Annotated in this window: 21 protein-coding genes; 8 read left to right on the top strand and 13 right to left on the bottom strand. The window is 69.2% G+C overall.

Annotated features, from left to right (window positions below; all coding sequences use genetic code 11):
* Position 1: 1 nt before the first annotated feature.
* Complete coding sequence (locus tag ACF8NF_RS14765) at positions 2-490, bottom strand: hypothetical protein (protein ID WP_016447372.1); 489 nt, start codon at positions 488-490, stop codon at positions 2-4.
* A gap of 172 nt (positions 491-662) precedes the next feature.
* Entirely contained in the window at positions 663-3,068 is a 2,406-nt protein-coding gene (locus ACF8NF_RS14760; RefSeq protein WP_392450779.1) for a TonB-dependent hemoglobin/transferrin/lactoferrin family receptor, read from the bottom strand.
* Between the two features lie 280 nt (positions 3,069-3,348).
* Between ACF8NF_RS14760 and ACF8NF_RS14755 the strand changes: the two genes are divergently transcribed.
* The 3 genes from ACF8NF_RS14755 to ACF8NF_RS14745 are packed head-to-tail and all read left to right on the top strand — an operon-like array spanning position 3,349 to position 6,690.
* Positions 3,349-4,722, top strand: a complete 1,374-nt coding sequence (locus ACF8NF_RS14755; protein WP_016452231.1) for an aspartate aminotransferase family protein — start codon at positions 3,349-3,351, stop codon at positions 4,720-4,722.
* A 7-nt stretch (positions 4,723-4,729) separates the two neighbouring features.
* Positions 4,730-5,803, top strand: coding sequence for a peptidogalycan biosysnthesis protein (locus ACF8NF_RS14750; RefSeq protein WP_392450778.1), 1,074 nt, complete (start codon positions 4,730-4,732; stop codon positions 5,801-5,803).
* Entirely contained in the window at positions 5,785-6,690 is a 906-nt protein-coding gene (locus ACF8NF_RS14745; RefSeq protein WP_016447368.1) for an arginase family protein, read from the top strand. The genes ACF8NF_RS14750 and ACF8NF_RS14745 overlap by 19 nt, the downstream gene beginning before the upstream one ends.
* A 36-nt stretch (positions 6,691-6,726) precedes the next feature.
* Here ACF8NF_RS14745 and ACF8NF_RS14740 read toward each other — a convergent pair whose 3' ends face one another.
* From ACF8NF_RS14740 to ACF8NF_RS14700, 9 genes are all read right to left on the bottom strand, one after another.
* Complete coding sequence (locus tag ACF8NF_RS14740) at positions 6,727-7,956, bottom strand: DegT/DnrJ/EryC1/StrS family aminotransferase (RefSeq protein WP_392407052.1); 1,230 nt, start codon at positions 7,954-7,956, stop codon at positions 6,727-6,729.
* Positions 7,949-8,443, bottom strand: coding sequence for a DMT family transporter (locus ACF8NF_RS14735; RefSeq protein ID WP_392450777.1), 495 nt, complete (start codon positions 8,441-8,443; stop codon positions 7,949-7,951). The genes ACF8NF_RS14740 and ACF8NF_RS14735 overlap by 8 nt, the downstream gene beginning before the upstream one ends.
* A 179-nt stretch (positions 8,444-8,622) precedes the next feature.
* Positions 8,623-8,991 carry an EamA family transporter gene (locus ACF8NF_RS14730; RefSeq protein ID WP_012202070.1) on the bottom strand — a complete coding sequence of 123 codons (369 nt, stop codon included), beginning with the start codon at positions 8,989-8,991 and terminating at the stop codon, positions 8,623-8,625.
* Positions 8,981-9,922: a carboxylesterase gene (locus ACF8NF_RS14725; RefSeq protein WP_016447365.1), complete on the bottom strand. Its 942-nt coding sequence runs from the start codon at positions 9,920-9,922 to the stop codon at positions 8,981-8,983. The genes ACF8NF_RS14730 and ACF8NF_RS14725 overlap by 11 nt, the downstream gene beginning before the upstream one ends.
* Before the next feature lie 174 nt (positions 9,923-10,096).
* The gene (locus ACF8NF_RS14720; RefSeq protein ID WP_065344924.1) at positions 10,097-10,801 is read right to left on the bottom strand and encodes an MtnX-like HAD-IB family phosphatase; all 705 of its coding nucleotides are present in this window, start codon (positions 10,799-10,801) and stop codon (positions 10,097-10,099) included.
* Positions 10,794-11,738 carry an HlyD family secretion protein gene (locus tag ACF8NF_RS14715; RefSeq protein WP_070080779.1) on the bottom strand — a complete coding sequence of 315 codons (945 nt, stop codon included), beginning with the start codon at positions 11,736-11,738 and terminating at the stop codon, positions 10,794-10,796. Before ACF8NF_RS14715 ends, ACF8NF_RS14720 begins: the two co-directional genes overlap by 8 nt.
* On the bottom strand, positions 11,735-12,493 hold the full coding sequence (locus tag ACF8NF_RS14710; RefSeq protein WP_016447362.1) for an ABC transporter ATP-binding protein: 759 nt from the start codon (positions 12,491-12,493) through the stop codon (positions 11,735-11,737). Before ACF8NF_RS14710 ends, ACF8NF_RS14715 begins: the two co-directional genes overlap by 4 nt.
* Before the next feature lie 15 nt (positions 12,494-12,508).
* Positions 12,509-13,663, bottom strand: a complete 1,155-nt coding sequence (locus ACF8NF_RS14705) for an ABC transporter permease (RefSeq protein ID WP_392450776.1) — start codon at positions 13,661-13,663, stop codon at positions 12,509-12,511.
* Positions 13,660-15,129 (bottom strand): efflux transporter outer membrane subunit, encoded by a 1,470-nt coding sequence (locus tag ACF8NF_RS14700; protein ID WP_392450775.1) that lies wholly within the window; start codon positions 15,127-15,129, stop codon positions 13,660-13,662. Before ACF8NF_RS14700 ends, ACF8NF_RS14705 begins: the two co-directional genes overlap by 4 nt.
* A gap of 348 nt (positions 15,130-15,477) precedes the next feature.
* On the opposite strand from ACF8NF_RS14700, the gene ACF8NF_RS14695 reads away from it, so the two are divergent.
* From ACF8NF_RS14695 to ACF8NF_RS14685, 3 genes are all read left to right on the top strand, one after another.
* Positions 15,478-16,482 (top strand): fimbrial protein, encoded by a 1,005-nt coding sequence (locus ACF8NF_RS14695; protein WP_392450774.1) that lies wholly within the window; start codon positions 15,478-15,480, stop codon positions 16,480-16,482.
* A 132-nt stretch (positions 16,483-16,614) separates the two neighbouring features.
* Entirely contained in the window at positions 16,615-17,340 is a 726-nt protein-coding gene (locus ACF8NF_RS14690; protein ID WP_016447358.1) for a response regulator, read from the top strand.
* Entirely contained in the window at positions 17,325-18,503 is a 1,179-nt protein-coding gene (locus ACF8NF_RS14685) for a cell wall metabolism sensor histidine kinase WalK (protein WP_016447357.1), read from the top strand. The genes ACF8NF_RS14690 and ACF8NF_RS14685 overlap by 16 nt, the downstream gene beginning before the upstream one ends.
* A 26-nt stretch (positions 18,504-18,529) precedes the next feature.
* Here ACF8NF_RS14685 and ACF8NF_RS14680 read toward each other — a convergent pair whose 3' ends face one another.
* On the bottom strand, positions 18,530-19,183 hold the full coding sequence (locus ACF8NF_RS14680) for a TetR/AcrR family transcriptional regulator (protein ID WP_016452241.1): 654 nt from the start codon (positions 19,181-19,183) through the stop codon (positions 18,530-18,532).
* A 45-nt stretch (positions 19,184-19,228) separates the two neighbouring features.
* On the opposite strand from ACF8NF_RS14680, the gene ACF8NF_RS14675 reads away from it, so the two are divergent.
* Together ACF8NF_RS14675 and ACF8NF_RS14670 are read left to right on the top strand one after the other, a co-directional pair.
* Positions 19,229-20,923: an acyl-CoA dehydrogenase family protein gene (locus ACF8NF_RS14675; RefSeq protein ID WP_392450772.1), complete on the top strand. Its 1,695-nt coding sequence runs from the start codon at positions 19,229-19,231 to the stop codon at positions 20,921-20,923.
* A 45-nt stretch (positions 20,924-20,968) separates the two neighbouring features.
* On the top strand, positions 20,969-22,489 hold the full coding sequence (locus tag ACF8NF_RS14670; protein ID WP_392450771.1) for a class I adenylate-forming enzyme family protein: 1,521 nt from the start codon (positions 20,969-20,971) through the stop codon (positions 22,487-22,489).
* 45 nt (positions 22,490-22,534) lie between these two features.
* Here ACF8NF_RS14670 and ACF8NF_RS14665 read toward each other — a convergent pair whose 3' ends face one another.
* Entirely contained in the window at positions 22,535-23,662 is a 1,128-nt protein-coding gene (locus tag ACF8NF_RS14665; RefSeq protein ID WP_392450770.1) for a siderophore-interacting protein, read from the bottom strand.
* Between the last annotated feature and the right edge of the window lie 8 nt (positions 23,663-23,670).

Raw genomic sequence — 23,670 nt, 5'->3', positions numbered from 1 at the left:
CTCAGGGCTTCTTGACGTCGTTCTTGTCCACGACGCCGTCGGCATTGACGTCGGCTTCCTTGAAGCTGCGATCGGCGATGGCCATGTCTTCTTCCACGGTGTATTTGCCGTCGCGGTTCCTGTCCACGATGCCGAAGCGCACATGGGCCTGCTTCATGGACTGGGCATAGCGCTCGTCGGGCTGGCGGCCCGCGTACTGCTGCTTGAGGCGGGCCTCGAACTCGTCCACGTACTCCTTCTCGCTGAGCCAGCCGTCGCCATTGGTGTCGCCGGCCAGGAAGCGCTGCTTGCGCACGGTGTCGTACTCCTGGCGCGTGACCACGCCATCACGGTTGGCGTCGTAGCTGCCCATGAAGGCAGACTGGCCATGCCCGCCCGCAGGCTGGGCCGGGCCGCTGGCGGACGGTGCCGTGGGCGATGCGCAGGCGGTGAGCAGGGCCGCCAGGCCGGCAGCGGCCAGCATGCGGTGGGACAGAGAGAACTCGATCATGAAACGACTCCTGAAGTAGGCAGATACAGCGGCGGCTGCGATGGTGGTGGAGGCTTTCCGGCCGACACCGCCGCTGTAGGGAAGGCCGGCCGGCCCCTGGAGAAACTCCTCGGATCCGCGCCACGCGGCAAGTGAAGGTGGCGTGGGTGCAATGGCATGGTGCGCAGGGTGCTCAGAACGCAACGTTCATGGACACGGCGAAGGTGCGGCCCGGGTTGCTCAGCAGCTCGATGTCGCGGCGGTCGCGCGCCACGCCGGGCTGCAGGCTGCGGGTGCTGGAATAGTCCCAGTAGCGCTTGTCGCCCAGGTTGTAGATGCCGGCGTTCAGGCGCACGTTCTTTGCGACCTGCCAGTAGCCGGCCAGGTCGAAGATGGCATAGCCGGGCACGCGGAACAGCTCGGTGGTCGAGTCGGTCAGGCCGGTGCCCGCGTTCTGGTAGCTGTCGCGGTTGGTGGCCACGGCCTGCTTGCCCGCGACGAAGGTGCCGGTCAGGTTCAGGCCCCATTGCCGGGCCGGTGCGTCATAGCCCACGCCGACGATGGCCTTGCGCGGCAGCACGCTGTCCAGCGGCACATCCTTGTCGCCTGCGTAGTAGGACTTGGAGGTGCCGCGGCTGAGGCCCAGCGCCCAGGTGGAGTACAGGCCCCTGGCGGCGGGCATCCACTGGCCGTGGTCCAGGCGCGCGCTGGCCTCGAAGCCGTAGATCTTTGCGCTGTCGCGGTTCTCGGCCTGGTAGATGGTGCCGATGTGGGCGGGCACGTTGACGAACAGGTCGGGACGGCCCGCGCGCAGGTAGCGCGTGTAGGCGATGAAGTCGGAGTACCTGGTATAGAAGACCGAGCTGTTGAAGGTCACGCCCGGCGTAGGCGAACCCTTGAGGCCGAAGTCGAAGGCATTGCTGCTTTCCTCCTTCAGGTTGGGGTTGCCCACCAGGGCGTACTGGCCTGCCGCGTTGTAGTTGCTGGCCATGTTCCACGAGCCGAAGATCTCGCCGGCCGAGGGCTCTCGCCCGCTGCGCTTGAACTGGGCATAGGCGCTGAACGTGGGCGTGAGGTCATAGACCAGGGCGAGGCTGGGGCTGAGGATGGTGTTGCCGCGCGTGCCGCCGTAAATCTTTTCCACATCGGCGGCCGTGAGCACGCCCGAGACGAAGTTGTCCAGGTCGCGTGTCTTGATCTCCACGCGGTCCACGCGCAGCGCGGGAATCAGCGCCAGGCGGCGGCCGCCGGCCTGGAAGCTGATCTCGTCCTGCAGGAAGGTGCCGTAGCGGCGGGTGGTGGTGTCGGGCTGGGGCTTCATGCTGCCGGACACGGCCCAGGGGCGCTCCGTGTCCTGGGTCGAGGCATTGACGCCAAAGCTCAGGCGGTGGCGGTCGATGCGCTTGTCGCCCGTGCTCGAGAAACCCCAGGTGCGCGTCTCGTTGCCCGAGACGTTGTGCACCTTGGCGCCCGTGGCCAGCGTGGTGGTGTCGGTGACGTCGTTGGTGTCCGTGTTCTGGAAGTACAGCCGCGTGTCCAGCTGGTCCACCCAGGCGCCGGCCGGTGTCCACAGGTGCTGCAGCTGCAGCGTGTTGCGGCTGGTGTCGCTGTTCTGGCGCGAGCTTTCGGTGATGCTGGTGTTGGTGGTGTCCCAGCCGTGGAAGGAGGTGTCGTTCTTGCGGCGATACAGGTCGGCCGACAGCACCAGGCGGTGGGCCGGGTTGATGCGCAGGCCGCCCTTGAGCAGCAGGGCGTTGGAGTTCCAGTCGTCGGGATAGCTGTTGACGATGGCGCTGTGGTTGCGCGTCTCGTGGCCGTCGCGGCGCGAGTAGGCGATCAGGCCGTCGAGGTCGCCCGAGCGGCCAGCGGCCGTGAAGCTCTCGTTCCAGGAGCGGTCGGCCGTGTCGTGGCCGATCTTGCCGCCCAGGTAGGAGGTCTTGCCGCCCACCAGGTAGTCCTCGGCGGACTTGGTGCGAAAGCCCACCGAGCCGCCGATGCCACCGGCCGCGCGCCGCGCCGTGGTGGTGCCGGAGTGGATGTCCACGCCCGAGAACATTTCCGGATCGATGAAGTCACGGCCCACGCCGAAGGTGTTGGCGCCGACACGGCTCACATAGGGGCGCGTGGTGGCGTCGGGCATCTCGACGCCGTCCACATCCATGCCGATGCGGTTGCCCTCGATGCCGCGGATGTTGTAGCCCGTGGTGCCCGAGCGGTCGAAGCTGCTGCGGTTGCGGCTGGTGCCCGAGGCCGTGCCCGGCGCGGAGACCAGGGGCTGGTAGCGCACCACGTCGGCCATGCTGCCGGCCTGCTCCAGCGCCGGGCCGCTGACGGTGGTGGAGGCGCCCGGGGTTCGCTGCGCGGGCTCGGCCGTGTCGACCACGTCGACCTGGGCCAGTGCCTTGGTGGGTGCCTGCGCCATCAGCCGGGCCTCATCGTCCAGGGCCTGAGGCCGGGGCTGGGCCCAGGCGCCGGACGTGGCCAGGCCGATCACGGCGGCCTGCACGGCCACGGCCAGCAGGCTGGGCCGCAAGGCCGGCGCAGCGCAGGGATTCCAGAAAAGGGAGACAGGGGCGCAGGAGCGTGAAGATGGAGCCATGGCAGGAATCGGGGAACGAGGGTTGCTGGCTAGCTGCCGACCTCTTCGCGGAGTGCTCTTGCGAGACCATTGATTCCCCCCGGGTGTGATTTCTTCCTGCTGGCTTTCCGCGATTCTCCCACCAATTGATAATGATTATCATTTGTTTTGTATCATTTACGTCACAGGGACAGATCACGGTCCCGCGCGGACCTCCTCCACAAACCCCACACAAAGACTCGACAGCGCAGCAAGATTGCCCGCTCACACTGCGGCGGCTGAATATCTGGAGCCCTTTGCTGTGACCAATAACGCCCAACTCCTGGCCGACGAAGCCAAGTACTGCTCGTTCGGGGATACCGTCCACTACGTCAATCCCCCCAAGATCTTTTCGGGCTGCGAAGGCAGCTACATGTACGACGAGGCCGGCACGCCCTACCTCGATCTGCAGATGTGGTATTCGGCCGTGAACTTCGGCTACAAGAACAAGCGCCTCGAGCAGAAGATGATCGAGCAGCTGCAGACCCTGCCCCAGGTCGCCAGCCAGTACCTGCACCCCACCAAGATCGAGCTGGCCAAGTTCATCGCCCAGGATGCGGAGCGCAAGTGGGGCCATGCCGGCCGCGTGCACTTCAACGTGGGCGGCGCCCAGGCCATCGAGGACTCGCTCAAGGTCGTGCGCAATGCCAGCGGTGGCAAGAGCCTGATGTTCGCCTTCGAGGGCGGCTACCACGGCCGCACGCTGGGCGCCTCCAGCATCACCTCCAGCTACCGCTACCGCCGCCGCTACGGCCACTTCGGCGACCGCGCGCAGTTCATCCCCTTCCCCTACCCGTTCCGCCGCCCCAAGGGCATGACGTCGGAGGAATACGCGGACTCCATCGTCCGGGAATTCGCGCGCAAGTTCGAGAACGAATACCACGCCATCTGGGACCCCAAGACCAACCAGTGCGAGTACGCAGCCTTCTACGTGGAGCCCATCCAGGGCACGGGCGGCTACGTCGTGCCGCCGCCCAATTTCTTCAAGGGCCTCAAGAAGGTGCTGGACGACCACGGCGTGCTGATGGTGGTCGATGAAATCCAGATGGGTTTCTGGCGCACCGGCACGCTGTGGTCGGTGGAGAACTTCGGCGTCAAGCCCGATGTGCTGGTCTTCGCCAAGGCGCTGACCAACGGCCTCAACGCCCTGTCGGGCCTGTGGGCGCGCGAGGAACTGATCAACCCCACCATCTTCCCGCCGGGATCGACGCACTCCACCTTCGCTTCCAACCCGCTGGGCACGGCCCTGGGCCTGGAAGTCATGAAGATGACCCACGAGATGGACTTCGGCCGCCAGGTGCGCGAATCGGGCGCCTACTTCCTCGAAGGCCTCAAGGAGCTGCAAAAGCGCCACAAGGAAATCGGCGATGTGGACGGCCTGGGCCTGGCGCTGCGCGCCGAGATCTGTACCGAGGACGGCTTCACGCCCAACAAGGCGCTGCTGGACAAGATGGTGGACATCGGCCTCGAAGGCGGCCTGGAATACAAGGGCAGCAAGCGCGGCCTGGTGCTGGACGTGGGCGGCTACTACAAGAACGTGATCACCTTCGCGCCCTCGCTGATGATCTCGCGCCCCGAGATCGACGAGGCCATGGTCCTGCTGGACCAGTTGCTCACGAAAGCCAAGGCGGCCTGAAGGCGCGATGCCCGCAGAGCGCCTGCACAACCAGCTCGAACCCCCAGGCCTGCTCGCGCAGTTCGCGGCCCATCCTCCCGAGGGCTTCGCACTGCTGCAGGACTGGCCGGCGCCGGCCTTCACGGCGCCCTTCGATCTTCTGACCACGGCGGACGACGCGCTCAAGGCGCGTCTTTTGTCGTTGCCCGGTGGCGGCTGGCTGTCGCGCCGGCTGCGCCTGTCCACCGACTTCGTGGGCACCACGGTCAGCGAGTACGCCGTGCTGCCCATGGGCACCCCTGCCGCCCAGCAGGCTGCCGCGCTGCGCGCGCGCGCAGGCCGGCGCTTGCTGACCATCGTCAAGGACCTGCCCCAGGATTCACCGCTGCTGCCGGACGCCGACAACGCCCACGCACGGGCGCTGGCGCAGGCCCTGGCCGATGCGGGCTTCATCCTGGTCGAAGGCCAGGCCCTGGCCCATGTGCCCATCGACTTCTCCAGCCTGGACGAGTACCTTGCGCGCCTGTCCAGGAGCCGCCGCCAGAACCTGCGGCGCAAGCTCAAAAGCCGCGCGCAGCTGCAGGTGCAGCGCATTCCCACGGGCGCGGCCTTTGCCGATGACGCCCGGGTCGATGCCTACTACGCGCTGTTCGATGCGGTGTATGCGCAAAGCGAGATCCACTTCGACAAACTCACGCGCGATTTCTTCGCGGCCGTGCTGCGCGACGCGGACAACGGCGGCCTCGTCTTCGAGTACCGCTCGCTGCAAGACGACGGCGCGCCCGGCGCGCTGCTGGGCTGGAACCTGTGCTTCGAGCACGGCGGCAAGCTGGTCGACAAGTACATCGGCCTGTCCTACCCGGCCGCACGCGAGGCCAACCTCTACTTCGTGAGCTGGATGGTCAACCTCGAATACGCCATCGAACGCGGCCTGAGCCACTACGTGGCCGGCTGGACCGATCCCGAGGTCAAGGCCCAGCTGGGCGCCAGCTTCACCTTCACGCAGCATGCGGTCTTCATACGCAACCCGCTGCTGCGCGCACTGGGCCGGCGCTTTGCCGGCCACTTCGAAAGCGATCGCCAATGGAGCGAACAGAACTGAATGCCCAGCCGGTCGTGCTGGATGTGGATGGCTCGGTGGGGTCCTTGCCCGGCGAGCTGCGCCTGCCGCTGCAGCACTGGCAGGAGCAGGTGCGCTTCGGCTGCGGCCTGCGGCGCTTCGCGCGGTTCCGCGCGGCGCTCGATGCACAGTTGCCCGCCGCGCATGGCACGGCCCTCATGGGCAGCGGCGACTTCCACCATCTGAGCTGGCCGCTGATCGAGCGCTGCATCGCGGCGCGGGCCCTGTCCTCAGGCCGGCCGCTGCGCGTGGTCGTGCTGGACAACCACCCCGACAACATGCGCTTTCCCTGGGGCGTGCACTGCGGCTCCTGGGTGCGCCGCGTGGCCCTGCATCCGGCCGTCTCGCATGTGCACGTGGCCGGCATCACCTCCGGCGACATCGGCCGCGCACACGCCTGGGAGAACTACCTCACGCCGCTGCGCGCGGGCCGCCTGAGCTACTGGAGCGCGGGCGTGGACACGGGCTGGGCGCGCCGCCTGGGCGTGGACTCGGCCTTTCGCAGCTTTGCCAGCGTGGCCGAGCTGTCGCGCACGCTGGCGCGCATGCTGCGCGAGCAGGCCCAGCCCACCTACCTGAGCATCGACAAGGACGTGTTCGCGCCCGAGGTGGTGCGCACCAACTGGGACCAGGGCCGCATGCTGGAGAGCGAAGCCATGGACATCATTGGCGCGCTGTCCGGCCAGATCGTGGGCAGCGACATCACGGGCGATGTGTCTTCCTGGCGCTACGCGACCTGGTGGAAGCGCTGGATGAGCGCGGGTGACGGCCAGGACACGCAGATCGGCGCGCAGACGCTGGCCACCTGGCAACTGGGCCAGCATGCGTTCAACGAGCGCCTGGTGGAGCGTCTGCAGCAGGCCGGCTGAGGCCCCACCGGAGCTGCGGCGACCGGTGCTGCGAGGTCAGGCGGCGGCCTGCTTCATGGCGCTTTCCAGCACCTGGACCAGATCGCCAAAGCGCGCGTCGTCGAACCACAGGCTGTTGCCCACCGCCACCAGGCGCTGCGCCCAGTCGCGCCCCTGGTCCACCACGTCCTGGCGTGCCAGGCCCAGCACATGGTCGTAGCGGCCATAGTCGGGCAGCACATGGACGAAGGGCAGCGACAAACCCCAGCCCCGCCCCCATTGCGCGCGCAGCAGCGCATCGCGCGTGGCGGCATCGCGCAGGCGCAGCAGCAGCACGGGCCAGACGCCTTGCGCACCCGGCACGGTGTCGCCCACCACCTCGATGCCATCGATGGCCGACAGCCAGGCGCCGCGCTCACGCGCCTGGCGCTGCAATTGCTGCTGGAAATCCGCCAGCCGCGCCAGTGCGCGCCGGCCCACGCGGCGGCGCCAGGCGCCCAGTTCATGGCGGGCAATGGCGTCGTCGAAATCATCGCCGGCGGCCTGCACCCAGTCGCTGCGCGACAGCGCATCGCGCAGGGGGCGGCCATAGGCCAGGTCCAGCCCGGCGGGGCGGTACAGCGCCGCATAGCCCAGCAGCTCCAGGCTGCGGCGCAACTCCCAGCCCCGGTCCTGGCGCACGCTGGCCGCATGTGTCTCGCGCAGTGCCTCGCGCAGCGCGGGGTCGCGCGCCAGCAGCACGCCGCCCTCGAAGGTGGTCAGGCCCTTGCCCACGGCCAGGCTGTAGAAGCCCACATCGCCCTGCCAGCCCACGGGCTCGCCGCGCAGGCGCGCGCCCAGGGCCTGGGCCGCGTCCTCCACCACCCAGGCACCCACGGCGCGCGCGCAGTCCAGGGCCGTGTCCACGTCGGCCACGCGGCCGCACAGATGCGTGGGCAGCACGGCCAGGGTGCGTTCGCTGCACAGGGCGCGCAGGCGCGCGGGGTCCATGTCCAGCGTGTCGGCATGCAGATCGCACAGGCGCAGCTGCAGGCCGCAGTGCGCCACGGCCAGGGCCACCAGCGGGCAGGTATAGGCGGGTGCGATGACTTCGCTGCGGCCCGGCGCCAGGCGGCGCAGGGTCTGCAGCGCCACCATCAGCGCCGAGGTGCCAGAGCATTCAAGCTGCACGGCGGGCACGCCCAGCCACTGCGCCAGCGCCGTCGCCAGGTCCGCGTCGCCCCAGGGCAGCAGGTCGGCCGCGCGCAGTGGCAGGCCCGCCGTGGGCGGCAGCATGCGTTCAGCCACGGTGCGTGCCGTGCTCGGCCGAGGCCGCCAGATGCGCGGCACCCGCGCTGGCCGAACCCGCGCCCGGGTTGCCGCCCACATGGCCCGGCGTGTCATCGTCTGCGCCGGGCCCCTCGGCCTCCTGCGTCTCGCTGACGGCCAGGCAGGCGATGCCGGCCACGATGAACAGGCAGCCGATGATCTGGGGCATGCCTATGCGCTCGTCGAACAGCCAGTACGACAGCGCCAGCACGGAAAGAATCTCCAGGTGCGATGCCGCAAAGGCCGGGCCGATGGGCGCGCGCTTGAGCAAGGTCATCCACGAGAAAAAGGCGCCGATGTAACCCACGAAGGCGCCATAGATCCAGGGCTGGCCGAACACGCGCGCCAGCCAGTCCACCGAGAACTCCAGCGGCAGCGCCGCATTGCCGGCCTGCTTGAAGCTCAGCTGGGCCAGCGTGTCGAAGGCCATGAGCACCAGAAAGCCAATGAAATAGAAACGTTTCATCTCAGTTATTCACGGGGCTGCGCGCCGCCCGCATCGTATGAAACTGGCGAGCCCCAAAGCCAGGGACACCGAGGAAGGGCCGCCCCGCACCGAGGGTGTCGTCCCCCTCCCGCGAAGCGAGAGAGGGCGCCGTGCACACGGGGGAAGGCGCGAAGCGACTCAGGGGGTGCTGTTTCATCTCAATGCAGGCCCACGATGGCGACGCCTATGGACACCAGAACGATGCCTGCCACGCGCATGGGTGCCAGCTTCTCGGCAAACAGCAGCCGGCCCGCGATCATGATGGCCACGATGTTGATGGAGCCCAGCAGCACACCTTCGGACAGCGGCACCAGCGAGAGAAAGGCCAGCCACAGCACGAACTCGGCCACATAGCAGCCCACGCCCAGCCACAGCCAGGGCCTGGAGGCCATGAAGCGCCAGCGTGCCAGGCCGTCGAGGTCACCGGGCTGGCTGGCAGCGGCCTTGAAGGCCAGCTGGCCGCCGCTGTCCACCAGCACGTTCAGCACCCACAGCGTGATGACCAGCGGCGAGAGATCACTGCCCATGCGGCGCAGCCTCCACAGCCCGGCCTTCGCGGGGGGCGGCGCCGCTGGCGATGCGCGCCACGAACTCGGTGGTGCGCGCGATCACGGTGCGGCGGTCGCGGTCGATGGTGACCATGTGGTAGCTGTTGTCCAGCAGCACCAGCTCGACATGGGCCTGGCTGGCGCCGTGCACGATGTCGTGGGCGTTGGCCACCGACGAGATGTCGTCGTTGCGCGCATGGATGACCAGGCAGGGCGAGCGCAGCTGGGGCAGGCGCGCCAGCACATGGGCCGAGAGGCGGCGCAGCTCGATGATGGACCACCAGGGATTGCCCGGCAGGCCGGCCGCCGCGCTGTCGCCCGAGTGCATCTGCTCGACCACGCGTGCGCGCAGCGCCTCGTCCTTGATGCCGTAGGGCGGCTGCTCCATGAACACGCTGCGGCGGCCAATGCCCAGCGCGCGGAACAGCGGCAGCAAAAAGGCCAGGCGCGTGTAGAAGGGGATGCTCCAGCCGTCGTAGCGGAAGGTGGTGGACAGGGCGCAGACGCCGTCCACCTTGTCGGGATGACGCTGGGCCACGGCCAGCGAGAGCACGGCGCCCATGGACAGGCCGCCGACCACCACATGGTCCACATGCTGCGACAGCCGCTGCAGGCCGCCTTCCACGCTGGCCAGCCAGTCGGTCCAGCGCGTGTCCACGAGATCTTCCATGCTGCCGCAATGGCCGGCCAGCTGGACCGCATAGACGGTGAAGCCCTGCTTGTTCAGCCCCTTGGCCAGCAGGCGCATCTCGGCCGGCGTGCCCGTGAGCCCGTGCACCAGCAGCACGCCGGTGCGCGCGGCAGCGCCCGTGCCGGGCATGACGAATTCATGCTCGGTCACGCAGACGCTGTCCAGCCCCGTGGCAGGCTCGCTGCGCTGAACCAGGGAGAGCCCATCACTCAAATTCATGTCAATTTTCCATGACGCTGCGCGTCGCCCTCTGACCATGAAAATGGCGTGCCCTGAAGCCAGAGACACCAAGGAAGGGCCTTGGCCGGCCGCGCCGCCCCGCACCGAAGGTATCGTCCCCCTTGGGGGGCGCCGTGCAACGGGAAGGCGCGAAGCGACTCAGGGGGTGGTATGTCATGCCAGCGCCTCCAGGCCCAGGACGACCTTGTCGAGCAAGGCCGTGGCCTGCTCGAAATGCTCGAAGGGCGCATGGGCGATGCCCCGGCTTTCGCAGTGGGCGATCAGCTTGTACTTGGCCAGCACGAAGTCGGCGCGGCCCGAGACGCAGAAGTCCGAGGTGCTGTCGCCCACATAGAGCACGCGGCCGTGCAGGGCCTGCTGCTCGGCCAGGCGCTCGCACTTGCAGTTGCCGCTGGCGCGCGCGCACTGCGCGCTGGCCCAGGGCGAGTCCAGGCGCCAGCTGCGCTCGCCGGTCGGCACCAGGCGGTTGGCGATGACCTGCAGATGGCCCAGGCCATGGCGCTCCAGCACATGGCGTATGGCGTAGTCGATGCCGTCGCTGACCACCTGCACCACCATGCCGTGGGCCTGGGCGGCCGCCACGAAGCCGGCGAAGCCGGGATCGATCTCGATGGTGTCCAGGTGGGCGCGCAGCTCGGCCTCGTCCATGTCCAGCAGCGCGACCTGGCCCTTCATGCATTCGCGCGAGCCGATCTCGCCGCGCTCCCAGGCGTCTTCCAGCTCCTGCCAGCCGGGCTTGCCGAAGCGGTTGAGCAGGGTGTCGGTCACGTCCAGCAGGCTGATCGTGCCGTCGAAATCGCTTTGCACCATCCAGCCGGGCGCGGCGGTGTCCAGATACAGGGGAATGCGCTTATTCATGGAACTGCACCCTTACGTTTTGGCCCACGCGCACGGCGGCGGCGGGAGCTTGCTCGAAGACCAGCACACATTCGATGACACGCACCGGCCCGCGCTGCTGGTCGTCCTGCAGCCGCGCCGTGCCATAGACGGGGCTGATGCGCAGCACGCGTGCCGAAGGCAGCTGCTGCTGTGCGGAGCCATCGGCATCCAGCGTCACCGTGGCACGCATGCCTTCGCGCACGGCGGCGGCGAAGCTTTCGTTGATTTCGGCGCGCACCTGCAGCGGGCGCTGCGGCAGCAGCACCACGGCCGGCGTGCCGGGCACGGCCTGGCTGCCCGCGTGGGTGGCCAGGCGCACCACGGTGCCGGCCTCGGGCGCGCGCAGTTCCTGGCGCTTGTGCTGGGCGCGCAATTGTTCGAGCTTGCGCTGCGCCACCTGGGCCTCGGCCGCGGCCACGTCGATCTCGGCCTGCGCATCGCGCAGTGCCTGCGCGGCCTCGTCCACGTTCTGCGCGTCGGCCGCGCCTTCGCGGGCCGCTGCCTGCCAGCGCGACAGGGTCTGCTTGAGCTGGGGCAGGCGCGCGGCGCGTGCCTTCTGGCGGGCCTTGGCCAGCTGGGCCTCGGACTCGGCCACGGCCAGGTCGGCCAGGCCCGTCTCGTCGGCCAGCCTCAGCAGCAACTGGCCGCGCTGCACGGACTGGCCTTCCTTGACGGACAGCTGCTGCACCACGCCGGCCACGGCGGGCGACAGGTCCAGCAGCCCGCCTTCCACCTCGATCTTGCCGCGCGCCACGGCCACTGCCGCCGGGCCGCTTTGCTGCGCCCTGGAGCTGGCCTGGCCCGCATTGGCGGGCGCATCGTGCGAAGGACCGCAGCCCGCCAGCAGCGCGGCGGCGGCCAGCGCCGCAGCCAGTCCGGCAGTGGAAGCGGCAAGGCCGCTCAGGGGGTGCTTCATTGTTTTTCCTTCAACGGGGAGGTCTGGCGCCAGTCGCTGCGGATGGCGCCGTCCTCCATGCCGAGCACGCGGTCGGCATGGCGCACCAGGCGCGGGTCATGGCTCACGCACAGCACGGTCGTGCCATGGTTGCGCGCCGCGCGGTGCAGGATGTCGATGACGCGCTGGCCGCTTTCGGCATCCAGCGCACTCGTGGGTTCGTCGGCGAACAGCAGCTGCGGCGCCTTGGCCATGGCGCGCGCAATGGCCACGCGCTGCTTTTCGCCGCCCGACAGTTCGGCCGGGCGCATGTGGGCGCGGTGGGACAGGCCGACCTCGTCCAGCGCCTGCTGCGCGCGGCGCAGGGCCTCGTCGCTGCGCAGGCCCATGTAGCCCAGGGGCAGCTGCACCTGCTCGATGGCCGTCAGTGCCGGGAACAGGTTGAAGCCCTGGAAGACGAAGCCCGTGTGGCGCAGGCGAAACTTCTCCAGCGCCCGCGTGCCCAGCTTGCCCAGGTCCTCGCCCAGCGCCATGGCGTAGCCGCTGTCCGGCGCCTGCAGGCCCGACATCAGCGACAGAAGGGTGCTCTTGCCGCAGCCCGAAGGGCCAGAGATCAGGCTCAGTTCGCCCGCGTACAGCGATACCGACAGGCCCTGCAGCACCTGCACGCTGACCATGCCCGACAGGAAGGACTTGCACAGCCGCACGGCTTCCAGGCTGGGCGCCGTGCGGGGCACCGCCGTGGGCGCGGGGGAAGAGGCATTCATCACGTTCATGGTGTCTGGAAGTCTTCAGCGCAGCAGCGTGGCCGGGTCGGCGCGCAGCAGGCTGCGCATGGCGCCCAGGCCCGACAGCAGGGACAGCACGGCCACCAGCACGGCACAGGCCAGCACGGCCGATGCGTTCAGCGCCACGGGCACGCGGTAGGCCGTGGCCACGGCCAGCAGCACGGCGCTGGCCAGCGCGGCCATCACGAAGCCCAGGCCGCCGATCCAGCAGGCCTGCTCCACCACCACGCGGCCCAGGGCCGCGCGGCTCACGCCCAGCGCGTTGAGCACGGCGTACTCGCGCGACGAGGCAGCCACCACGGCCTTGAGCGACTGGCTGGTGACCACCGAGCCCACCAGGCAGACGATGACGGCCATGAACAGCACGCCCGCGCCGGCGCCCGTGTCGAACATCCAGTAGCGCTGCGAGCGCCGCGCGAATTCCTTGGCTGTCCATGCCTCGTAGGGGCCGAAGCTGGGCGTGGACTGGTTCAGGCGCTGCTGGACGGCCTTGGCCGAGGCGCCGGTGCGCACGCGCGCCACGAAGTAGGTGCTGCCCTGGCCCGGGTCACCGGCAATCTCGCGCGCCGTGGCCAGCGAGGCCAGCACGTTCACGCCGCCCAGGCCGCGCAGCCCGTCCACGGCGGCCACCACCTGCACGCGGTGGTTGTTGACCCAGGCCACGCCGCCCTCGCTGGTGCCCAGCGTCTGCAGGTCGGCCCGGTCCACGATCACGGCGCCGGGTTCGCGCAGGCGCTGCCGCTGCCAGGGCTGGAGCACGCGGGAAAACAGCATGGAGGCATCATCGGTGGCAATGCCGGACAGGTAGACCGACACGCCGCCGCCGTGTTCGCTGGCCGCGCCGCCGGCCGGCGTGCTGGAGCGCCAGTCGCCATCGACCCAGACGTAGGGCTCGACGGCAGTGATGTCCGGGTCCATGCGCAGGCGCATGTCCACGTCGCGGCCGATGGTGCGGCCGAAATTCACGCTCTGCGTGCCCGGGTAGCCGATCCACAGATCGGCCGAGGACGCCGTCACATACAGCGCGGCCGATCCGAAGATGCCCAGCACCAGCGCGGCCTGCATGGCCAGCAGCACGCCGGAGAAGCCCACCGCGAAAACGGAGGGAATGAACCGGCGCCACTCGTGCACCAGCGTCTTGCGCGCCAGCGCGATCATGAGGATGCCCCCTGAGCCACGGGCGCAGGGCCGTTGCCGAAATCGTCCTCCGGCCTGTCCTCGACAGGCAGCGGCGCGCCGCCCAGGGCCTTGTACAGCGCCACATAGGCCAGGGCATGGGCGGCCAGGGCGGTGGTCTGCTCGCTGCGCGCCTGCAATGCGGCGCGCCGGGACGCCAGACCACCGAACTCGCTGTCCAGGCCCAGCTTCTGGCGCTGGTGCTGCACGCGTTCGCGCTCGGCCAGCACCTGCTGCGAGTCCTGCAGCGCGGCGATGCGCTGGCGCTGGGCACCGATGGCGGCCAGGGCGGATTCGACCTCGGCCACGCCGTCCAGCACGCTCTGGCGGTAGCCCTGGATGGCAGCCTGCAGCGCCAGCTCGCTGGCATCGGCCTGCGAGCGGCGGCGGCCCCAGTCGAACAGGGGAATGTCGATCTGCGGCCCGAAGGTGGGCGCGTTGTCCTGCGTCGTGCGCAGGTTCTGGGTGATGTTGAACGAATACAGCAGCGAGCCGCCGATCACGAAGCGCGGGTACAGCGCCGCTTGCGCAATGCCCTGCTCGGCTGCGGCGCGTTCCACGCCGGCCTGCGCCACCTGGATGTCGGGGCGCGTGCGCAGCAGGTCGGCCGGAAGGACCGCCACGCCCAGCGCCTGCGGGCCAGGCAGCGGCGCTGTCGCATCGGCCTGCAGCCATTGCGCATCGGGCCGCGTGCGACCCAGCAGTGCGGCCAGCATGTGGGCGCTGCGGGCCTGGGTTTCACGCAGGCCCGCACGCAGGGCAGCGCTCTGGCCGGCCTGCAGCTGCAGCTGGCGCACGGCCTCGGCCGTGCCCAGGCGCTGCTGCTGGCGCACCTGGGCCAGTTGCAGGGCACGCGCATCCAGCTGCGCCTGCTCGTCGATCAGGGCCAGCTGGCGCTGGGCCATGCGGATGTCCAGGTAGCGGTGCACCACGTCGGCCACCAGGGCCACGCGCGCTGCCTGCAGGCGGCCCCGTGCATCGAGCACGGCAGCTGCGGCATTGCGCTCGCCGGCCTCGCGGGCGCCGAACAGGCCCAGGTCCCAGCTCACGTCGATGCTGGCGTGGAAATACGAGTCGATGGCTGCGATGTCCTGCAGCGTGCGCGCACCGGCCGTGAACACGGGCCGGAAGGCAGCGCCGGCCGTGCCCGCCAGCAGCCGCTGCTGGCGCAGGCGCGACTGGGCCTGGGACAGATCGAGGTTGGCGGCCAGCGCCTCCTCGACCAGGGTGTTGAGGGATTCATCGCCCCAGGCCTTCCACCAGCCCTGCAGGTCGGGTGCGGCGGCCGAGCCAGGTGCACCCGGCGCGGCGGCGGGCAGGGGCTGTGTCCACTGCGCAGGCACCGAGCCGTCGAGCTGTGCCGGGGGCGGCGATGAGCAGCCGGCGAGCGCCAGGGCGGCGCCCAGGCACAGGCTGGAGAGGCGTTGCGTCGCGGCGGCGTGGTTCACGGGATGGACAGGCGGGAGGGGATGATCGAGGGAGAGGACCGGGAAAACGAGGCCAGGGAACCATGTCCCCGGATAGCGATTGGACGCGGCCAAGCTTGCGCGAGGTTGCAGGCTTTATGGAGGAAACATGGAGAACGCGGCGCCGTGCGCAAGCCTCTCTTGCCCATCCCGGGCGGGAGTCAGTCGCGGACCGCGCCAGATTCCCGCGGACTCGGATGATTCCGAGTTTATTTTCAGAACACTCCGATTCCAATGCCGCATACAGGTCGGTATATTGACCGGATATCGCGCCCGGTGCCGCCTGTCCCAAGGACATTGATCCATATCTTCCTGGCTGGAGTCCACAGCATGCCTTTCACAGCCATCTTGCGCCATGCATTGGCCATGCCGCTCCTCTTGATTTTCTTCATGGCCCCTATTTCATCCTGGGCCCGTTGTTCCTCCCAGGGCTGGAATGCCCAGTTTCCGGGTTCGGCCAACACCCCCACCATCGTCAACGAAAATTATCCGATTGGCAGCGTTGTCTATTCCAGGACAATGGCTTTGCAAAATACCGGGGCCGGCAGCTACCACATTTCTTGCGACAATGATTTTTATTACATAGAAGGCATTGGAACGGAAAGCAGTGGAATATATTCCACCTCCATTCCCAACCTTGGCATGAGAATCACGTGGGAAAGAGCCGCGCCTTATTCCGGGTCCATGCTGAAACAGGGCATATTCCATTCACTGCCAAGCAACAACATGACCCTCGAGCTCGTGAAAACCGGGGAACTCACATCTGGCGGTTTCCTGAATGGCAGCTTCGCACGAATCTACTCTGGGACCAGCAATGCCCGTGACTTGCTGGCCACGGTATTCTTTTCGAGTGGCATCACCGTCAACGTCAGCAGCCGCCCCAGGCCGCCGACCTGCCGGGTGTCCACGGGCAAGATCGACGTGGCCATGGCCCCCGCCCCGTTCGCCGATTTCAAGGGAATCGGGACCGTCACGGCAGCCAAGGACTTCAGCATCGAGTTGACCTGCGCGGGAGGCGAAGCCAATACACGCCTGACCGCCTTCGTCACGCTGACGGATGCCACCCAGGCGACCAACCGATCGAGCACGCTGACGCTGGCCCAAAACTCCAAGGCCCGGGGTGTCGGCATACAGGTACTGAGAAACAACGTGCCCGTGAGCTTCGGCCCCGACTCCGGCAGCCTGGGCAATGCCAACCAATGGAATGCGGGCCAGGTCGCACAGGGGCAGAACAGCCTGAAGATTCCGCTGAGCGCGCGCCTGGTGCAGACAGCCGGCAGCGTGACACCTGGCGTGGCCTATGGCAGGGCGACCTTCACGATGAGCTACCAATAGCCGCTGATGGGACTGCAGGAAATGAACAGCGCCAGCCTTGCGCGCGATTGCAGACTTCGTGGAGCCAATATGGAGGGCTGCGGCTCGCAGGGCATCGCACCATAATGTGCGCTTGGCCCTGCCAGCTTTCCCATGAACTCCACAGCACAGCCAACGGCAACCACCCCCCTCGTGCTCGTCGTCGAAGACGAGCCCGCCATCGCCAGCATCCTGACGGCCTATCTCGAGCGGGACGGGCTGCGTTCGCGCATGGCCTCGGACGGGCAGGAGGCGCTGCAGCTGTTCCGCCAGCTGCGGCCCGACCTGGTGCTGCTGGACATCCACCTGCCCGGCATGGATGGCATCGACGTGCTGCGCGCCATCCGCGATGACAGCCAGACGCCCGTGATCATGGTCACGGCCCTGGCCGACGATGTGGACAAGCTGCTGGCCCTGCGCCTGGGCGCCGACGACTACGTGGTCAAGCCCTTCAATCCGCCCGAGGTCGTGGCCCGCGTGCGCGCCGTGCTGCGACGCACCCAGGCGCGCAAGAACCCGGCGCCCGCGCCCATCCGCGTGGGCCCCATCGAGATCGATACCGAGGCGCACAGCGCCGTGGTCTACGACAACGAGGGCCGCGCCCTGCCGCTGCCCCTGACGCTGACCGAGTTCCGCCTGCTGGCCTGCCTGGCGGCCCAGCCTCGGCGCTGCTTCTCGCGCTCCCACCTGATCGAGCACTGCCTGCCCGAGAGCGATGCGCTGGAGCGCGTCATCGACTCGCACCTGTCCAAGCTGCGCCGCAAGCTGCAGCTGGCCGGCCAGGAAGGCCTGATCGAAACCGTGCGTGGCATCGGCTACCGGCTATGGCCCTGGGACTGAGGCCCAACCGCATCTGGGTGCGCTTCGGCCTGTGGATCACGGCCACCGTGCTCAGCACCATCGCCCTGCTGGCCATCGGCGTGCTGGTGTTCTCCGAGATCCAGTACCGCGACTTCTACAACAGCCTGCCGCCGGCCGTGCAGATCGAGCTGGACGAACTCAACGCCCAGTCGCTGGAGGACAGCCCGCGCGCCATGCAGATCTATGGCCAGTACTGGACGGGCGATCTGCTGTTCGGCGAGAAATGGTCGCTGGTCATCGGCCTGCTGGTGTGCCTGCCCTTCGGACTGGCCGTGGGCTTTTGGGTGTCTCGCCTGGTGACGCGGCCCCTGGCGTCCATGGTCGAGGTGGCCAAGCGCGTGGAGCTGGGCGACTTCAGCGCGCGCGCCCTGCCCGGCAAGGCCCACGGCGAGATGGCCGAGATGGTGGAGGCCTTCAACCGCATGATCGATTCGCTGGAGACGCTGGAGACCGAGCGCCGCGCCACGGCGGCCTCGATCTCGCATGAGCTGCGCACGCCGCTGACGGTGCTGCAGGCGCGACTGCATGCCATCTGCGATGGCGTCATCGCGGCGGACGACACCGAATTGAACACCCTGCTGTCCCAGGTCGAGCACCTGGGCCGGCTGGTGGACGACCTGCACACGCTGTCCATGGCCGATGCAGGCCAGCTCTCGCTGCAAAAGCAGCGCATGGACCTGACCCTGCTGGTGGCCGAGACGCTGGACCAGCTCCACCCCCAGCTGCAGCAGCACGGCATGCAGCTGGACCTGTCCCTGCCCGGCCCCACCGACGAAGGCATGACCGACATCCGCGCCGATGCCGACCGCATGCGCCAGATCCTCTCCAACCTGGTCAGCAACGCCATGCGCCATGCGGCCAGCGGCGCCTGGCTGGGCGTGGCGCTCACGGTGGAGTCCGATATCGAAGGCCGCGCCTGGACCGTGCTGCGCATCAGCGATGCAGGCCCCGGCCTGCCCAGCGAGCTGCGCGCCCATCCCTTCCAGCGCTTTGCCCAGGTGCCCGGCAAGCGCCGCCGCGAGGGTTCTGGCCTGGGCCTGTCCATCGTCAAGGCGCTGACCCTGTCCCAGGGCGGCAGCGTGGAGGCCGACGATTCCGAGCGGGGCGGCGCCCGCTTCACGCTGCGCTTTCCGCGCATCTGAGTCTCGGGCCCCTGGGCCCTGAGGGACTACGCAGCCTGCGCCTTGCGCAGCAGCGCATGAATGGCCCAGCCCAGCGGCTCGCGCAGTTGCTGCGGCGTCTGCTGCGGCCCCAGCGCCAGCAGCGACTGCGACACCCAGCCATAGGTCATCGTGTGCAGCAGCCGCGCCAGGGGCTGGGCCGGCTCGGGCAACGGCGGATCGCAGTCCTGCAGCGCCATGGCCCACAGCTGCACATAGGCCTGGTAGTGGCGCCGGAAGGGCTCGGGCGCGGACACCTTGCGCTCGAGCATGAACAGCGCAGCCCACATCGGCGCCTCGCGCGCAATGCCGTCCACCAAGGTGTCCAGCAGCCGGTCCACGCGCGTGGCCGGCGCCATGCCGGCGCATCCCTGCAGCGTCTGCAGTCCCTGGGCATGCAGGGCCTGCACCTGGCGGTGGATGCACATGGCCGCCAGCGTGTCCATGTTGCCGAAGTATTCGTAGAAGGTGCCCAGGCCCACGCCGGCCACGGCCGCCACCTCGCGCACCGTGGTGCGCTCGTAGCCCTGCTCGATCACAAGCCGAACAAAGGCGTCCTGCAGCGCCTGCGAGGTGGCCTGCGCGCGCGATTGCAGGGGGCGGCGCCGCACTTTGGGCGGCTGCGGCTGCTGCCTTGAAACCCGAACACCTTTGCTGGGCATTTTTCCTAGACTTTTGCGTTGAGACCCACGATCACGGAGACACGCATGAGCACCGGCCAGACTTTGCAGACACGGCACACCTGGAACACGCACGACGTCCTGAACCAGGTCGACGAACTCACCGACTTCAACCTGCTGGAGGCCGACCCCGCCCTGGCCGAGGCCCTGCAGCGCAGCGGCGCTACGCGCCACATCCCTTCGTTGTCGCGCTATGCGCAGCAGCTGGGCGAGCGCGCCACCTGGGAGCTGGCCGAGCAGGCCAACCGCCACACGCCAGAGCTGCACCGCTTCGACGCACGCGGCCGCATCATCGACGCCGTGGAGTTCCACCCGAGCTGGCATGCGCTGCTGGGACTATACCGGCAGCAGGGGCTGATCTCCCTGCCCTTCGAGGACAGCAGCGCGGGCCGCTGGAGCGCCTGGGCCGCAGGTTTTTACCTGCATGGCCAGGTCGAACAGGGCACGCTGTGCCCGGCCACCATGACCACGGCCGCCATCCCGCTGCTGCAAAAGGAACCGGCGCTGTGGCAGCAGCTGCAGGGCAAGCTGTTCAGCCACGAATACGATCCGCGTGACCTGCCCGTCGCCGACAAGGCATCGATGTGGCTGGGCATGGGCATGACCGAGAAGCAGGGCGGCTCCGACGTGCGCGCCAACACCACGGTGGCCATGCCGGTGCACGCCGGCGGGCGCGGCGGCGAGTACCTGCTGCGCGGCCACAAGTGGTTCTTCTCGGCACCCATGTGCGATGCCCACCTGGTGGTGGCGCGCATGGGGGAAGGCGGTGCGCAGGCCTGCTTCTACGTACCGCGCTGGCGCCCGGACGGCAGCAGGAATGCCGTGCGCGTGCAGCGCCTGAAGGACAAGGTCGGCAACCGCAGCAACTCCAGCAGCGAAGTGGAGTTCGAGGACGCCTGGGGCATCCTGATGGGCGAGGAAGGCCGGGGCATTCCCACCATCATCGAGATGGCCACCTACACGCGCCTGAACTGCGTGCTGGGCAGCGCCGCCATCCTGCGCTCGGCCACGGTGCAGGCCCTGGCCTATGCGCGCCGGCGCAGCGTCTTCGGCAAGCGGCTGGCCGAGCAGCCGCTGATGCGCAGCGTGCTGGCCGATCTGGCGCTGGAGAGCGAGGCCGCGCTGCAGATCGCCATGCGCCTGGCCCAGGCCTATGAGCGTGGAGGCGACGAGGGCGATCCGCTGGAGCGCGCCTGGAAGCGCATCATGACGCCAGCGGCAAAGTTCTGGGTCTGCAAGCGCGGCGTGGAGCTGACGGGCGAGGCCATGGAGGTGCTGGGGGGCAACGGCTATGTGGACACGGGCGTGATGGCGCGCCTGTTCCGCGAGGCGCCCGTGAACTCGATCTGGGAAGGCTCGGGCAACGTCATGTGCCTGGACGTGCTGCGCGCCATCTCGCGCGAGCCCGACGGCGCGCAGCTGCTGCTGCAGGACCTGATCGACACGGCGGCGGGCGAGCCCGCGCTGCTGCAGCAGGCGCAGTCGCTGGCCCGGCGCCTGTCCGGCCCGCCTGACCAGCTCGAGGCCCAGGCACGCCGCCTGGTGCAGGACCTGGTGCTGCTGGCCCAGGCCTGCCTGCTGCGCCGCCATGCGCCGCCCGCCATGGCCGACGGCTTCATCGCCACGCGCCTGGGGGCGCAGCAGGGCGCCATGGTGGCGGGCGCCTTCGACCCGGCAGGCCTGGACATCGCCGCCATCGTGCAGCGCGCGCTGCCCGCCTGAAGCGGCCACCGGCCCACCACACAACAAAGCACAAGGAGACAAGACATGAACCTGCTCGACGCCTTCGACAGCGCCGTGCGCAAGACGCCCGCCAAGGCCTTTCTGCGCGACCGCGGCGCCTCCATCAGCTATGCCGACATGCAGCGGCGTTCGCAGCGCGCTGCCGCCGTCCTCCAGGCCCAGGGCGTGGGCCGGGGCGATACCGTGGCCCTGATGTGCCTGAACACGCCGGGCTTTGTCGAAGCCCTGTTCGGCGCCTGGCGCCTGGGCGCCGCGCTGGTGCCCGTCAACCACAAGCTGCAGGCGCCCGAGCTGCAGTACATCCTCGGCCACGCGCAGTGCAAGGCCCTGGTGTTTGACGCCGCACTCGCGCCCGTGGTCGCCGCCGCGCCACACCCCTGCGCCCGACTTGTGACCGAGGCGCAAGAGGCCGTCCCGGGTGTCCAGGACTGGGACACGCTGGTGGCGGCCGCCAGGCCCATGGAAGGCGCGCGGCCCGCCGATGGCGACATCGCCCAGGTGCTCTACACCTCCGGCACCACGGGCCGGCCCAAGGGCTGCCTGCTGAGCCACCGCGCCGTCACGCTGGCGGCGATCACGGCCGCGCTGGGCCTGTCCATCACGCGCGAGGAACGCACGCTGATGGCCATGCCCATCTGGCATTCCTCGCCGCTCAACAACTGGTTTGGCGGCACGCTGTACATGGGCGGCACCGTGGTGCTGCTGCGCGAGTACCACCCGCAGCATTTCCTGCAGGCCGTGCAGGACGAGGGCGTGACGCTGTACTTCGGCGCCCCCGTCTCCTACTTCGCGCCGCTGCAGATGCTGCCCGACTTTGCCCGCTACGACCTGAGCAGCGTGCGAGCCTGGGTCTACGGCGGCGGCCCCATCGGCGCCGAGATGGCTCGCAAGCTGGCCACGGCCTACCGCAGCGACCGCTTCTACCAGGTCTACGGCATGACCGAGACCGGCCCCACGGGCACCACGCTCTACCCCGAGGAGCAGGTGGAGCGCGCAGGCTCCATAGGCCGCGTGGCCTTGCCCGGCGTGGACATGCGCCTGGTGCGCGACGACGGCGAGGATGCCGGCCCGGGCGACACCGGCGAGATCTGGCTGCGCACCGGCAGCGTGATGGACGGCTACCTGCACGACGCCCAGGCCACGGCCGCCGCCTTCGCGCCCGGCGGCTGGTACCGCACGGGCGATCTTGCGCGCCTGGACGACGCGGGCTATCTCTTCATCGTGGACCGGACCAAGGACATGGTCATCACAGGGGGCGAGAACGTTTATTCCAAGGAGGTGGAGGACGCGATCTCGGCCCATCCCCAGGTCGCCGACGTCGCCGTCGTGGGCCGGCCCCACCCCGAATGGGGCGAGACCGTCGTCGCCCACGTGGTGACGCGCGGCGAGGCCGCGCCGGAGGCCGAGGCACTGCAGCAGTTCCTGGCCGACAGGCTGGCGCGCTACAAGATCCCGCGTGAATTCGTCTTTGCGGCCAGCCTGCCGCGCACGCCCACAGGCAAGCTGCAGAAGTTTCTGCTGCGTCAGGAGCGCAGCGCCCCCTGAGGCGCCGGCCTCCTGCGTGGCCTGCTTCGCGGCCTACTTGGCGGCCTACTTCGCGGCCTTGAAATCCGACTCGCTCATGCCGCGCCGCCAATAGGCCACGACCAGCTGCTCGTGCTTTTCCAGACCGCGCTCCTCGCGCGCCCACTGGCGCACGGCCTGGGCGGTGTCGAACTCGCCAGCGGCCCAGACGAAGCGGCTGGCGGGATGACCGGCCAACGCATCCGGCCAGCGCACGGCGCGCAGCGCGTCGATCAGCAGCGTGGTGGTCCCGGCCTCGGCAGCGCCGCGGTGCAGCCAGTGCCATTGCAGGCCTGCGGGCGCCTGCACGGGCTGCTCGTCCTGCGGGCCCTGGACTTCGGCGAAGACATGGCCGCGCGTGTGCGCGGGCAGGGCGGCCGCAATGCGCAGCATGGCCGGCAGGCCGGTGTCGTCGCCGGCCAGCAGCATCCAGTCGGCCGGGGTGGCCGTGCGCCCGCCGGGGCCGGTCATGCCGATGCGCTGGCCCGGCTGGGCGCGCGCGGCCCAGGCCGACCCGGGGCCGGCGTCCTCGTGCAGCACGAAGTCCACGTCGATCCATCCGTTGGCGCCGCCCGCCTCGCTGTCCACGCCATCCACACCCATCGCACGCATGGTGTACGTGCGCATGTCCAGGCGCATGTCACCCTCGGGCAGGCGCAGCAGGCCGCTGGCCGACAGCGTGGGCCATTCGGGCTCGGTCACGCCGGGCTGGGGGAACAGCAGCTTGACGTGGATGTGGGTGTCCTGCGCATAGCGCGCCATGTCGTCGCAGGCAAAGCGCACGCGGCGCATGTGCGGCGTGAGATCGCGCACGGCCAGCACCCGCAGCTCGCGGAAGGCCGGCTGGCGCTGCAGCGCGGCGCCGTCACCCTCCCAGGCCAGGGAGCCGTCGGCGGCGCCCGTGGCCTCCAGCAGCAGGTGGGCCAGCATGAGCTTCATGTCCTGCAGCAGTTCCACGCCGGGCGCGGCCACCTCGGCATGCACCTGCCGGCCCTCCAGCCACAGCTGGCCCCGGCCGCCTTCGTAGTCGGCCACCCAGCGCGAGCCTTCGCGGCGCACGGTGATGTCGTGCTCCTGCATGTGCCCGACGATGGCGGCAATGGCTTCGTCGGGCCTGTCCATGTGCACCGAGGTGCGCGCCTGCAGCTGTGTCATTCGCGTAT

Origin of the sequence: Delftia sp. WSY_22, assembly GCF_043104185.1 — a bacterium.
Lineage (GTDB): Bacteria > Pseudomonadota > Gammaproteobacteria > Burkholderiales > Burkholderiaceae_C > Comamonas > Comamonas tsuruhatensis.
The sequence above is the reverse complement of the archived record's forward strand: the minus strand, read 5'-3'. Positions and strand labels throughout refer to the sequence as shown.